Annotated in this window: 14 protein-coding genes; 5 read left to right on the top strand and 9 right to left on the bottom strand. The window is 62.7% G+C overall.

Annotated elements, in window-relative coordinates; all coding sequences use genetic code 11:
* Positions 1 to 24: 24 nt before the first annotated feature.
* From SA496_RS01565 to lipA, 5 genes are all read left to right on the top strand, one after another.
* Positions 25 to 633: an LPS-assembly lipoprotein LptE gene (locus tag SA496_RS01565; protein ID WP_120653115.1), complete on the top strand. Its 609-nt coding sequence runs from the start codon at positions 25 to 27 to the stop codon at positions 631 to 633.
* 39 nt (positions 634 to 672) lie between these two features.
* Positions 673 to 1,710 carry a DNA polymerase III subunit delta gene (holA, locus tag SA496_RS01560; RefSeq protein WP_330114946.1) on the top strand — a complete coding sequence of 346 codons (1,038 nt, stop codon included), beginning with the start codon at positions 673 to 675 and terminating at the stop codon, positions 1,708 to 1,710.
* A gap of 71 nt (positions 1,711 to 1,781) precedes the next feature.
* A complete protein-coding gene (gene arfA / locus SA496_RS01555) occupies positions 1,782 to 1,940 on the top strand; it encodes an alternative ribosome rescue factor ArfA (protein ID WP_120653117.1) in 159 nt (52 codons plus the stop codon).
* A 55-nt stretch (positions 1,941 to 1,995) separates the two neighbouring features.
* Complete coding sequence (locus SA496_RS01550) at positions 1,996 to 3,303, top strand: lytic murein transglycosylase (RefSeq protein WP_120653118.1); 1,308 nt, start codon at positions 1,996 to 1,998, stop codon at positions 3,301 to 3,303.
* Between the two features lie 142 nt (positions 3,304 to 3,445).
* A complete protein-coding gene (gene lipA / locus SA496_RS01545; protein WP_153921478.1) occupies positions 3,446 to 4,498 on the top strand; it encodes a lipoyl synthase in 1,053 nt (350 codons plus the stop codon).
* Between the two features lie 103 nt (positions 4,499 to 4,601).
* On the opposite strand, the gene lipB is transcribed toward lipA, so the two are convergent.
* The 9 genes from lipB to rsfS all read right to left on the bottom strand — a co-directional run bounded on the left by lipB (position 4,602) and on the right by rsfS (position 12,730).
* Positions 4,602 to 5,228, bottom strand: a complete 627-nt coding sequence (gene lipB / locus SA496_RS01540; protein WP_120653120.1) for a lipoyl(octanoyl) transferase LipB — start codon at positions 5,226 to 5,228, stop codon at positions 4,602 to 4,604.
* Positions 5,228 to 5,509 carry a DUF493 domain-containing protein gene (locus SA496_RS01535; protein ID WP_120653121.1) on the bottom strand — a complete coding sequence of 94 codons (282 nt, stop codon included), beginning with the start codon at positions 5,507 to 5,509 and terminating at the stop codon, positions 5,228 to 5,230. Before SA496_RS01535 ends, lipB begins: the two co-directional genes overlap by 1 nt.
* 74 nt (positions 5,510 to 5,583) lie before the next feature.
* Positions 5,584 to 6,747, bottom strand: a complete 1,164-nt coding sequence (locus SA496_RS01530) for a D-alanyl-D-alanine carboxypeptidase family protein (protein WP_120653122.1) — start codon at positions 6,745 to 6,747, stop codon at positions 5,584 to 5,586.
* Between the two features lie 60 nt (positions 6,748 to 6,807).
* Positions 6,808 to 7,818, bottom strand: a complete 1,011-nt coding sequence (locus SA496_RS01525; protein ID WP_120653123.1) for a septal ring lytic transglycosylase RlpA family protein — start codon at positions 7,816 to 7,818, stop codon at positions 6,808 to 6,810.
* A gap of 3 nt (positions 7,819 to 7,821) precedes the next feature.
* Positions 7,822 to 8,811, bottom strand: a complete 990-nt coding sequence (mltB, locus tag SA496_RS01520) for a lytic murein transglycosylase B (protein ID WP_442965086.1) — start codon at positions 8,809 to 8,811, stop codon at positions 7,822 to 7,824.
* 35 nt (positions 8,812 to 8,846) lie between these two features.
* Positions 8,847 to 9,992, bottom strand: coding sequence for a rod shape-determining protein RodA (gene rodA, locus SA496_RS01515; RefSeq protein ID WP_120653125.1), 1,146 nt, complete (start codon positions 9,990 to 9,992; stop codon positions 8,847 to 8,849).
* A complete protein-coding gene (gene mrdA / locus SA496_RS01510) occupies positions 9,989 to 11,887 on the bottom strand; it encodes a penicillin-binding protein 2 (RefSeq protein WP_120653126.1) in 1,899 nt (632 codons plus the stop codon). The genes rodA and mrdA overlap by 4 nt, the downstream gene beginning before the upstream one ends.
* 9 nt (positions 11,888 to 11,896) lie before the next feature.
* Positions 11,897 to 12,364: a 23S rRNA (pseudouridine(1915)-N(3))-methyltransferase RlmH gene (gene rlmH / locus SA496_RS01505; protein ID WP_044872302.1), complete on the bottom strand. Its 468-nt coding sequence runs from the start codon at positions 12,362 to 12,364 to the stop codon at positions 11,897 to 11,899.
* A gap of 12 nt (positions 12,365 to 12,376) precedes the next feature.
* Positions 12,377 to 12,730 carry a ribosome silencing factor gene (rsfS, locus tag SA496_RS01500; protein ID WP_120653127.1) on the bottom strand — a complete coding sequence of 118 codons (354 nt, stop codon included), beginning with the start codon at positions 12,728 to 12,730 and terminating at the stop codon, positions 12,377 to 12,379.
* Positions 12,731 to 12,747 lie beyond the last annotated feature (17 nt).

The following is a 12,747-nucleotide window of genomic DNA, read 5'->3' as shown; positions in this document are numbered from 1 at the left end:
CTGCTCGCAAGGGGAAAGCAAGAAATGAAGAAACGGAATCTGCTGGTCCTGGGCCTTACCGTGCTGCTGAGTGCGTGCGGTTTTCAACTGCGCGGCACAGGCGACGCCAAGTTCGCTCTGGACGAACTGGACGTAACCGCTCGCAACCAATACGGCCAGACCATCAAGGAAATGCGTGAGGCGCTGGAAAACAACGGCGTGAACGTCCACGCCGGTGCTCCCTACACTCTGGTGCTGGCCCGCGAAGACGAGACCCAGCGCACCGCCACCTACACCTCTGGCGCGCGCAGTGCAGAGTACGAACTGACCAAGACCCTGCAGTACGAAATTCGCGGCAACAACGACCTGCTGCTGATGAACGACAAGCTGACCGTACAGAAGTACTACGTATTCGACAGCAACAACCTGATCGGCTCCGACCAGGAAGCCGCTCAGCTGCGTGTGGAAATGCGCCAGGAAATGATTCAGCAGATGCTCATGCGCCTGCAGTTGATCACCCCGGCTCAACTCGACCAGCTGCAGCAGACTGCAGAAGCCAAGGCCCAGGCCGAAGCGGAAGCAATGGAAGCCGCACGCCAGGCCGAGAAGGCCCGGCAACCGCAGCAATCTCCGCTGCAACTGCCCATCCAGTGAGTAAATGGGGCCGCATAGCGGCCCCAGTCATTTGCGCCTATGAAACTCAATCCCGCACAACTGGGCAAACACCTGCAGGGCCAACTGGCGCCTGTTTACGTCGTCAGCGGCGATGAGCCGCTGCTCTGCCAGGAGGCCTGCGACGCGATCCGCGCCAGCGTCCGTGCGCAGGATTTCAGCGAGCGCCAGGTATTCAACGCCGAGGCGAACTTTGACTGGGGCCTGCTGCTCGAAGCCGGCGCCAGCCTGTCGCTGTTCGCCGAGAAACGCCTGCTGGAATTGCGCCTTCCCTCAGGCAAGCCGGGAGACAAGGGCGCTTCTGCGCTTCTGGAATACCTCTCCCGCCCGCCGGAAGACACCGTGCTGCTGCTCAGTCTGCCCAAACTCGACGGCAGCACTCAGAAGACCAAATGGGCCAAGGCCCTGATCGACGGCCCCGACGCCCAGTTCATCCAGATCTGGCCTATCGAGGCCCACAACCTGCCGCAGTGGATACGCCAACGCCTATCCCAGGCCGGTCTGGCCGCCAACCAGGAAGCGGTCGACCTGATCGCCGCACGGGTAGAGGGCAACCTGTTGGCCGCCGCCCAGGAGATCGAAAAACTCAAACTGTTGGCCGACGGTGGCCAGGTGGATGCCGCCACGGTCCAGGCCGCGGTAGCTGACAGCGCCCGTTTCGATGTTTTTGGCCTGATCGACGCAGCCCTCAACGGCGAGCCCGCCCACACCCTACGTACGCTGGAAGGCCTGCGCGGCGAAGGCGTAGAGCCTGCGGTGATCCTCTGGGCGCTCGCGCGGGAACTCCGCCTGCTGGGTGGACTGGCCCAGCAATACAGCCAGGGCGTGCCGCTGGAGAAAGCCTTTGCCGCTGCCCGGCCGCCGGTCTGGGATAAGCGCCGCCCATTGGTCACCCGCGCCCTGCAACGTCACCCGGCATCACGCTGGAACCAGTTGCTGCAGGATGCCCAACGCATCGACGCGCAGATCAAGGGGCAGGCTCCGGGCGATCCCTGGAACGGTCTCGCTCGACTTGCTCTGCTGCTGGCCGGCCAACGCCTGCCGCTGGCGGCCGAATAGCTGGACATTTTCTGACCAGCAGCCGATGATGCGCGCGCCCGCACTGATGCGTGCCCCATCGAGGATCGGCCATGGCCAAGAAACGCAAGCCAGGCGCACCTGACCGCGCCAAATCCCTGGTAGCCCAGCCACTCTTCCGCTGCCGCCAGGAAAAGCCCATGAAAGGCAAAGGAAGTTACCGCCGCGAAGCCTCCCAGGATTGGGAGGCTTCGTCGCTTATAGCGGTCTGAAAAGGCTCGGACATGTTAAGGTCGCGGCTTGATTCGTCTGCCTCGAGACTTGCGTATGTTCGATGCCCCCGTCCCCGGCCTGATGTTCCGCAGCCTGGCCGTGGCTTCTGCCCTCACCCTGCTCAGCTCCTGCGCCGATGCACCGGCCCAGAAATCCGCTACTACGCCCCTGCCCCAGGCGAGCCAGCCTGCCAGCAAACCCGCCGCAACGCCCGCACAGATTCCGGTGCAAATGCCCGCCATCAGCTTCAACGCGTGGCGCGACGGCTTCCGCCGCCAGGCCTTGGCCCAAGGCATTGATGCCAGCACCTTCGACCGAGCCTTTGCCGGTATTACCCCGGACCCGAGCGTAATCACCGCTGACCGCAGCCAGCCCGAATTCACACGGCCGGTCTGGGAGTATCTGGAAGGCGCCATCTCTCCCTATCGCGTGCGCAAGGGACAGGCACTGATTACCGAGCACGCTGCGACGCTGGACGCCATCGAGCAACGATTCGGCGTGGATCGCGAGCCATTGGTGGCCATCTGGGGCATGGAAAGCAGCTTTGGCCAGTTCATGGGCGACAAGTCGGTGATCCGCTCCCTGGCCACCCTGGCCTACGAAGGTCGTCGTCCCGAATTCGCCCACGCGCAACTGCTGGCTGCCCTGCAGATCCTCCAACACGGCGACATTCAGCCCGGCAGCATGCTTGGGTCCTGGGCCGGCGCCATGGGTCAGACCCAGTTCATCCCGACCACCTACAACAGCCATGCGGTGGACTTCGATGGTGATGGTCGCCGCGACATCTGGAGTTCCTCGGCCGATGCCCTGGCCTCCGCCGCCCACTACCTCCAGGCCTCAGGCTGGCACAAAGGCCAACCCGCAGCACTGCAGGTTCAATTGCCGCAGGGCTTCGACTACGCCCACGCGGACGGAGACATCCGTAAACCCGTGGCGCAATGGCAAGCGATGGGCGTGCAAGTCGGCCCGCAAGGCGCGGGCCTCGGCAACGACAGCGCTTCTTTGCTTTTGCCTGCCGGCCACCGCGGACCGGCCTTCCTCGTGCTGGATAACTTCCGCGCCATCCTCAAGTACAACAATTCCTCGTCCTACGCCCTGGCGGTCAGCCTGCTGGGCGAGCGCTTCGATGGTCGTGGCCAGCTCACTGGTAGTTGGCCTCGCGACGAGCGTCCGCTGAGCCGCAGCGAACGAGTGGAGTTGCAGGAGTCCCTGGCCGGTGCCGGCTTCAACCCGGGTGCTGCGGACGGCATCATTGGCGCCAATACCCGCAAGGCGATCCGCGGCTACCAGCAACGCCTGGGCTGGCCGGCAGACGGCTACCCAAACCTGGATCTGCTCAAGCAGTTACGTGAAGGGCGCTGAGGCGCCCAGCCCTTTTTCGCGACAGCACGCGCTCCCGTCTCCAGACGGCTGCGAGCTCGTGCAAACGCCTTTGTGATAAACTGCGCCACCCCTTTTTGCCCCTGCGGCAGCCAACGGAGCCACCAGCGGAGCCAGATTTCCGATGTCCGATACAGACTCGTCCAAACACGTCGCCAGCGGCGAAAAGTTCCGTACTGCTCAGGGCATCACCGCAATCAAGGATGGCCAGAAGCGTCGCGCCTCGGCCGAACCCCAGGTGTTCGAGCCCAAGCCCAAGTGGTTGCGGGTAAAGGCACCGGGCGGCAGCCGCTTCGAGGCGGTCAAGCGCAATGTTGGCGAACATCGCCTCAGCACCGTGTGCCAGGAATCGCATTGCCCGAACATGGGTGAGTGCTGGTCCAACGGCACAGCCACCATCATGCTGATGGGCTCGGTATGCACTCGCGCCTGCCGATTCTGTGCCGTGGACACTGGCAATCCGAATGGCTGGCTGGATCTGGAAGAACCGCAGAACACTGCCAAGTCGGTCGAGCTTATGGCGCTGCGCTACATCGTGCTGACCTCGGTGGACCGCGATGATCTCGATGACGGCGGCGCCAGCCATTACGCTGCCTGTGTGCGCGCCATCAAGGAGCGTACGCCGAAGGTGGTCGTGGAAGCCCTGACCCCCGACTTCAATGGCGACTCCAAGGCCATCGAACGAGTGGTGGACTCTGGGCTGGAGGTATTCGCGCAGAACGTCGAGACCGTCAAGCGCCTGACCCACGTGGTGCGCGACCCGCGTGCCGGCTACGAGAAAACCCTGCGCGTACTGGAGCATGCCAAGCGCCATCGTCCGGACGTGCTGACCAAGACCAGCCTGATGCTCGGGCTTGGTGAGACGGACGAAGAAGTCATCGAGACCATGGATGACCTGCGTGCAATTGGCGTGGACATCCTGACCCTCGGGCAATACCTGCAACCCACTCGCAACCACCTGCCGGTCAAGCGTTGGGTCAGCCCCGAGGAATTCAACCGCTTCCGCGATATCGGCCTGGAGAAGGGTTTCATGGAAGTCGCAGCCGGTCCGCTGGTGCGCTCCAGCTACAGGGCCGACCGGGTGTTCGAGAAGAACAACCTGGGCTTGGCTGCACCGGTACCGGTACCGGGCCAGGCCTTGGACCCGAGTATCATTCCCGCGCTCAATCTGGGCTGAGCAGGAACTGCCCAGCCCGGCGATGCGTTCAGCGAGGTTGAATAAACGAAAAGGCCCCCTCTCCCGATGGGAGAAGGGGCCTTCTTTCTTCCGGGAAGTGCCTCTACTGCGTGTAACCCAGCCGCCGGCGCAGTGCCTGCTCAAGGTGCTGTGCCACCTCATCGAGCTGCGGCGGCGTCTCGATCAGGTCCTTGAGCTGCACCATCTTCAACCCGGCGTAACCGCAAGGGTTGATCCGCCAGAAGGGCGACAGGTCCATGTCTACGTTAAGCGCCAGGCCGTGGAAGGAGCAGCCGCGGCTGACACGCAGCCCCAGTGAGGCGATCTTGTCGCCGTTGACATAGACGCCAGGGGCATCAGCCTTAGGCGCTGCCTCGACACCGTAGATCGCCATTACATCGACCAGGCTCTGCTCAAGAGCCGTCACCAGCTCGCGCACACCCAGCCCCAGCCTACGCAGATCCAGCATCACGTAAGCCACCAGCTGGCCGGGGCCATGGTAGGTAACCTGACCGCCGCGCTCGACCTGGATCACCGGGATGTCGCCCGTCTCCAGCAGATGCTCAGCCTTGCCGGCCTGGCCCTGGGTGAACACCTGGGGATGCTGCAGCAGCCAGATTTCGTCGGGAGTTCGCTCGTCACGCTCGGTAGTCAGACGGCGCATCGCTTCCAAGGTCGGCAGGTAGTCCACCAACCCCAGATATCGCACGATGAGTTCGGCAGAAGTCACTAGAGGACCATATGCACGCGGCCAGTGGCACGCAGGTCGACATGGATCGCCTGCAACTGGTCTACGCCAGTGGCGGTGATCAACACTTGCACCGAGAGGAATCGCCCATTACGGCTATCGCGAATCACCAAGGTGGCAGCGTCGAAGTCAGGAGCGTGGCGCTGGATGATTTCGATCACCAGGTCGGCAAAGCCTTCCCCAGAGTCGCCGATCACCTTGATAGGGTAGCGCTCGCAGGGAAACTCGATTTTCGGGGGTTGTACGTCAGGAGTATCGGTCATGGCGGCGGCGGACTCGTGGTCCGCGATGCGGACGCCCCGTCCCCCTTCAGGGTGAGAGGCGTCGGCTCAGAAGGTCAGTTGAACAGGCCGTAGAAGAACAGGCGGATGCTATCCCACAGGCGGCGGAAGAAGCCACCTTCCTCAACGGTTTCCAGGGCGATCAAGTCGGCACTGTGGACAACCTGGTCTTCCATCTTGACCTCCACCTTGCCGATTACATCACCCTGCTTGATGGGGGCGACCAGTTGCGGATTCAAGGTCATGCTGGCCTGCAGTTTCTTGATCTGGCCCTTCGGCAGGGTCAGGGTCAGGTCCTGGGCCAGGCCAGCCTTGGCTTCGCGGACGGCGCCTTTCCACACCTGGGCTTTCGCCAGCTCGGCACCCTTCTGGTAGAAGGTCTGGGTTTCGAAGAAGCGGAAGCCGTAGGTCAGCAGCTTCTGGGTTTCGGCTGCACGGGCCTGCTCGCTGTTGGTGCCGAACACCACGGCGATCAGGCGCATGTTGTCACGTACGGCGGAAGCCACCAGGCAGTAGCCGGCCTCGTCAGTGTGGCCGGTCTTCAGGCCGTCGACGGTCTTGTCACGCCACAGAAGCAGGTTGCGGTTGGGTTGCTTGATGTTGTTCCAGAAGAATTCCTTCTGGGAGTAGATGGCGTAGTGGACAGGATCTTCGTAGATGATCGCGCGGGCCAAGGTCGCCATATCGTGAGCAGTGGAGTAGTGCTCAGGGTTGGGCAGACCGGTGGCGTTCATGAAGTGGCTGTTGCTCATGCCGAGCTTCTCGGCAGTGGTGTTCATCATGTCGGCAAAAGCGTCTTCGCTGCCGGCGATATGCTCGGCTACGGCCACGCTGGCGTCGTTGCCAGACTGGATGATGATGCCGTGCAGCAGGTCACTCAGGGTTACCTGGGTGTTCACCTGGACGAACATGCGCGAGCCGCCGGTGCGCCAGGCGTGCTCACTGATGGTGACAGGGTCGGACTCGCCAATCTGGCCCTTGCGGATCTCCAGGGTGGCGATGTAGGCGGTCATCAGCTTGGTCAGACTCGCCGGAGGCAGGCGCTGGTCGCCGTTGTTCTCGACCAGGACCTGACCACTCTGGGCGTCCATCAGCACATAGGATTTGGCGGCCAGTTGCGGCGGCGACGGGATGATCTGCTGGGCCGCCATGGAGACCGGCGCGACGATGAGCAGGGCTGCGGGCAGAAGTAAGCGTTTGGCAAAGCTGAAGATGTTCATCCGTCTCTCTGAGAAGTAGCTAATGGTCTAACAGGCCCTTGCGGGCAAAAGAAGAAGCCGTCAGTCCGGCTTCACCAGGGTGGGTTGGCCGAGGTTGGCCAGGCGCACGGAGTTCTGCACGTCTTGTGCTTCACCCTGAGTTCCGATCGGCCCCAGGCGTACCCGGTGCAGTATCTGCTGGTTGCGCACGACCGAGCTGATGAAGACTGGCGCACTCACCGTCTCGCTCAGCTTGGCCTTGAGGAGTTCCGCAGCGTCCGGATTGGCGAAGGCGCCCACCTGGAGATACAGGCCAGACGCTGCGAGTGAATCGTTTTTTTTTGCGTCGATCTGCACGGGCAGGACGGCGGCGGCATGCTGCTGCGGCGGCGGGGTGTACTGCTCGATTGGCGCGCTGGCAATCTGGGCGACAGGCTGGGGCTGGACCTGTGGTTTCGCCTGAGCGGCCATCTTCGGCTGGGCGAGGACCATGGGCACCGGGCGACCTTGGGCAGCCCACCACTCATGAGGATCGATGCCCTCGACCTTGACGCGGGCGGTGCCGGTTTCGGCATAGCCGAGCTTCTTCGCCGCAGCGAAGGACAGGTCGATGATGCGGTCGGAGTAGAACGGACCACGGTCGTTGACCCGCAGAATCACACTGCGGCCGTTATCGAGGTTGGTCACCCGGACATAGCTTGGCAACGGCAAGGTCTTGTGTGCGGCGGTCATGCCGTATAGATCATAGGCCTCGCCGTTGGCAGTGGCCTGACCGTGGAACTTGGTGCCGTACCAGGACGCCGTGCCAACCGCCTGATAACGACGCGCGTCGTTCATCGGGTAGTAGGTCTTGCCCAGCACGGTATAAGGGTTGGCCTTGATCGAGCCGTAATGCGGCATGGGCACGGCATCGGGAATGCGCGAGACGTCGACGTCCCACCATGGCGCGCCGTCCCTGTGTGGACGCGCGTAATCGCCGGGACCGGAAATCTGCCCGCCGGGTTGGACCGGTTCCGGCGCTCGGCTGCTCGAGCAGCTAGCCAGCAACAATGCTACGGCGCCATAGACGGCGACTCTTATCGGTTGTGGCATCGGTTAACGCCCGCCCCTTGCGTTGACCAGCAGTTCGGATAGCTGATGCACTGCCATGGAGTACATCACGCTGCGATTGTAGCGGGTAATGACGTAGAAGTTCGGAAGTCCCATCCAGTACTCCGCCCCCTCGTCACCCTCCAGCTTGAAAGCCGTAACCGGCACATCATCGCGCAGTGCGTCGCTGCTTGCCCAGCCCAGCGCCCTAAGATCGCCGACGTTCTTCACCGGGTCCAGCCCCTGGGTCAACCCTTCGTCGATTCGATCCCCACGAACCTTGGCGCGGGTGACCACCGGTGCACCAGCGATCCAGCCGTGGCGCTTGAAATAGCTGGCAACGCTGCCGATGGCATCCACCGGGTTATTCCAGATATCGATGTGGCCGTCGCCGTCGAAGTCCACGGCGTAGGCGCGGAAGCTGCTCGGCATGAACTGTGGCAAGCCCATGGCGCCAGCGTAGGAGCCCTTGAGCATCAGCGGATCGACCTGCTCTTCGCGAGCCAGCAGGAGAAACTCCTTGAGCTGCTTGCGGAAGAAGTCGGCACGCGGTGGGTAATCGAAGCCGAGGGTGGACAGCGCGTCGATCACGCGGAAGTTGCCGGTATTGCCACCATAGAAAGTCTCGACGCCGATGATCGCGACGATGACCTGGGCCGGTACGCCGTATTCCTTCTCGGCACGAGCCAGGGCCTCGGCATGCTGGCTCCAGAAGGTCACGCCTTTCTGGATTCGCGCCGGGGTGATGAAGATCGGGCGGTATTCCTTCCAAGGCTTGACCCGCTCGGCAGGCCGGGAGATGGCGTCGAGGATGGACTGCTTGCGCTCCACTTCACGGAACAGCTCCACCAGTTGCTCACCGGCGAAACCGTAGTCACGGGTCATCTCGGCGACGAACTCGGCCACCTGCGGCGATCCCTCGTAGTCCCCGGAAAATGCAGGTGCGGCTGCCCCCAGCAGTCCCACCAGGGCGGCCCCGGAGGCTGCCAACTGCATCCATTTGCGCAGTGCTTTCAAATCATTTACTCGTTTCAAACCTGGGCGATCCATTTGCGATGGGTATGAATCGCCATCAACACCCCAAACCCTGACAGCAGCGTCACCAGATGGGTTCCGCCGTAGCTAATGAAGGGCAGGGGCACCCCCACGACCGGCAGCAGTCCACTGACCATGCCGATGTTGACGAACACGTATACGAAGAAGGTCATGGTAAGACTGCCTGCCAGCAGCTTGCCGAACAGGGTCTGCGCCTGGGCGGTGATCACCAGGCCACGGCCAATCAGGAGCAGGTAGACCAGAAGCAGCAGGCAGGCGCCCACAAGGCCGAACTCTTCGCCGAGGACTGCAATGATAAAGTCCGTGTGACTTTCGGGCAAAAAATCCAGGTGCGACTGGGTGCCCAGCAGCCAGCCCTTGCCGAACACTCCACCCGATCCGATGGCGGCCTTGGACTGGATGATGTTCCAACCAGTACCCAGCGGATCGCTCTCCGGATCGAGGAAGGTCAGTACGCGCTGTTTCTGGTAATCGTGCAGGACGAAGTACCACATGGCCACCGCCACTGGCACCACCGCAGCCACAGCCCCGACGATCCAGCGCCATTGCAGACCGGCCATGAACAGCACGAAGGCGCCAGAAGCCAGGATCAGCAAGGCGGTGCCGAGGTCGGGTTGCTTCAGGATCAGCACGAAGGGCATCAGGATCAGCACCAGACTGATGGCGATGTGCTTGAGCTTCGGCGGCAGGTTGTGCCGCGACAGGTACCAGGCGATGGTCGCCGGCATGATGATCTTCATGAACTCCGAGGGCTGGAAGCGGATCACGCCGGGAATGTTGATCCATCGAGTGGCCCCCATCGCCGTGTGCCCCATGATTTCCACCACCACCAGCAACGCTACGCCGATCACATAGGCCAGGGGCACCCAACGTGCCATGAAGCGTGGTTCGAACTGGGCGATGACGATCATCGCGCCGATACCCAGACCGAAGGAGCTGGCCTGCTTCATCAGCAAGTCCCAATGCTTGCCGCTTGCCGAATAGAGGACGAACAGGCTACCGGCCGCCAGCATCAGGATGATCAGCAGCAGCCAGCCATCAATGTGCAGACGCTGCAGGAGCGTGGCGCGGCGCTTGAGCACGTCCTCCTGGGAGATGGTGCGGTCGAAGTTGCTGTTCATCGAATGGCGCTCTGCTGTTCAGCCAGCGGCTGCGGTGGTCTGAACTCGGGTTTCAACTGGCCATCCTCACCGAGGAGCCAGGCATCCATCACCTGCTTGACCACAGGTGCGGCAACGCCGGAACCGGACTCACCGTTCTCCACCATCACCGCCACGGCGATCTTCGGATCCTCGGCCGGGGCAAATGCGACGAACAGGGCATGGTCGCGATGGCGTTCCTGCACCTTGGAGCGGTCGTACTTCTCGCCCTGCTTGATGGCCACCACCTGGGCGGTACCGGACTTGCCGGCGATACGGTAGACGGAGGAAGCGCCGACCTTGTGCGCCGTACCTCGGGCACCGTGGACCACCTGTTCCATGCCGTTGCGGCCTGCATCCCAGTATTTCGGATCGCGCAGGATGATATCCGGCATCGGATTCGGGTCGATCGGCGGTTGCCCCTCGATGGTCTTGGCCAGGTGCGGACGAATCCATTTTCCCCGGTTGGCCATGAGCGCCACGGCTTGCGCAAGCTGAAGCGGCGTGGACTGCATGTAACCCTGGCCAATGCCGAGAATGAGGGTTTCACCCGGATACCAGGCCTGGCGATAGCGCGCACGTTTCCAGTCACGCGACGGCATCAGGCCCGGAGACTCCTCGAACATATCGAGGGCCACGCGCTGCCCGAAGCCGAAGCGGCTCATGTAGTCATGAAGGCGATCGATGCCCATTTTATGAGCAAGATCGTAGAAGTAGGTGTCATTTGACCGCATGATCGCGGTTTCCATGTTCACCCAGCCGTCACCGCTGCGGTTCCAGTTCCGGTATTTGTGGTCGTAGTTCGGCAGTTGGTAGAAGCCCGGATCGAACACACGCGAGGCCGGAGTAACCACGCCCGCGTCCAGGCCGGACACAGCCACCATCGGCTTGATGGTCGACCCTGGCGGATACAGGCCGCGCAGCACACGGTTGTAGAGCGGCCGGTCGATGGAATCACGCAATTCGGCATAGGCCTTGAAGCTGATGCCGGTGACGAAAGGGTTGGGGTCGAAGCTCGGCTGGCTGACCATGGCCAGCACGTCACCGCTGGAAGGCTCGATCGCGACGATGGCGCCACGCCGACCGGCCAAAGCTTGTTCGGCCGCTTCCTGCAGACGCACATCGAGGGTCAGGACCAAGTCCTTGCCGGGCTTCGGGTCAGTTCGCTTGAGCACGCGCAACACGCGGCCACGGGCGTTGGTCTCGACTTCCTCGTAGCCCACCTCTCCGTGCAACTGGTCTTCGTAGAAGCGCTCGATGCCGGTCTTGCCGATGTGGTGCGTACCGCTGTAGTTCACCGGATCGAGCTGCTTGAGCTCCTTCTCGTTGATCCGCCCGACATAGCCCACGGAGTGCGCGAAATGCGCGCCCTGCGGGTAATGGCGCACCAACTGCGCAACAACATCCACGCCGGGCAGGCGGAATTGGTTCACCGCCACGCGAGCGATCTGTTCTTCAGTCAGCTCGAACAGGATGGGAACCGGCTCGAAGGGCCGCCGCCCCTGCCGCATGCGCTTCTCGAACAGTGCGCGATCATCTGGCGTCAGCTGCAGCACCTCGACTATCACATCGAGGGTCTTCTCCCAGTCGGCAGCCCGCTCACGAGTGACGCTGAGACTGAAGCTGGGCCGGTTGTCGGCGATGATCACGCCATTGCGGTCGAAGATCAGCCCGCGCGTGGGCGGAATCGGCTGCACATGGACGCGATTGTTCTCGGACAGCGTCGAGTGGTACTCGTACTGGATCACCTGCAGGTAATAGAGACGGGCAATCAGTACGCAGGTCAGCAGCACCACCGCCACCGCGCCCACGACCACGCGCTGACGCACCAAACGGGCGTCTCTTTCATGGTCCTTCAGGCGAATCGGTTGCGGCATGGACTGGGCTTACTTGTGATAGGGGTGGCCGGACAGCACGGTCCAGGCACGATAGATCTGTTCGCCGATGAGGATGCGAACCAGCGGATGCGGCAACGTCAGCGGCGACAACGACCAACGCTGCTCGCTGCGCGCGCAAACCTCCGGGGCCAGCCCTTCCGGGCCACCGACCATGAGGTTGACGGTGCGCGAATCGAGGCGCCAGCGGTCCAGTTCAGCGGCCAGTTGCTCGGTGCTCCAGGGCCGACCTTGGACTTCCAGGGTAACGATGCGTTCCCCCGGTTGAACCTTGGCCAGCATGGCCTCGCCCTCCTGGCGGATCATTCGCGCCACGTCGGCATTCTTGCCACGCGTGGTCAGCGGGATCTCCACCAGTTCCAGGCTGAGCTCGGAAGGCAGGCGCTTGACGTACTCGTGCCAGCCCTCTTCCACCCAGCGCGGCATCCGCGTGCCAACGGCGATCAGACGTAGACGCAAAGGACGCCCCGCTTACTCGTGGCTGTGATGGGCGCGGCTCTGCTCGGCGCCCTGCCACAGGCGCTCCAGGTCGTAGAACTGCCGGGTGGCGACCTGCATCACATGCACCACGACATCGCCCAGGTCCAGCAGGGCCCACTCGCCGCCGTCCAGGCCTTCGCTGCCCAGGGGACGCACGCCTTGCTCCTTGACCTTCTCCAGCACGTTTTCGGCCAGGGACTTGACGTGACGGCCGGAGGTACCGCTGGCGATCACCATGAAATCAGTGATGCTGGTCTTGCCACGCACGTCGATAGTGGTGATTTCCTGACCTTTCAGGTCTTCCAGGGCCGCGATTGCGACCTTGACGAGTTCTTCGTTTTGCATCGGGTTCAACTACCTCA

Origin of the sequence: Pseudomonas sp. JS3066, assembly GCF_036328175.1 — a bacterium.
Lineage (GTDB): Bacteria > Pseudomonadota > Gammaproteobacteria > Pseudomonadales > Pseudomonadaceae > Metapseudomonas.
This window is presented reverse-complemented; position numbering and strand designations above follow the sequence as displayed.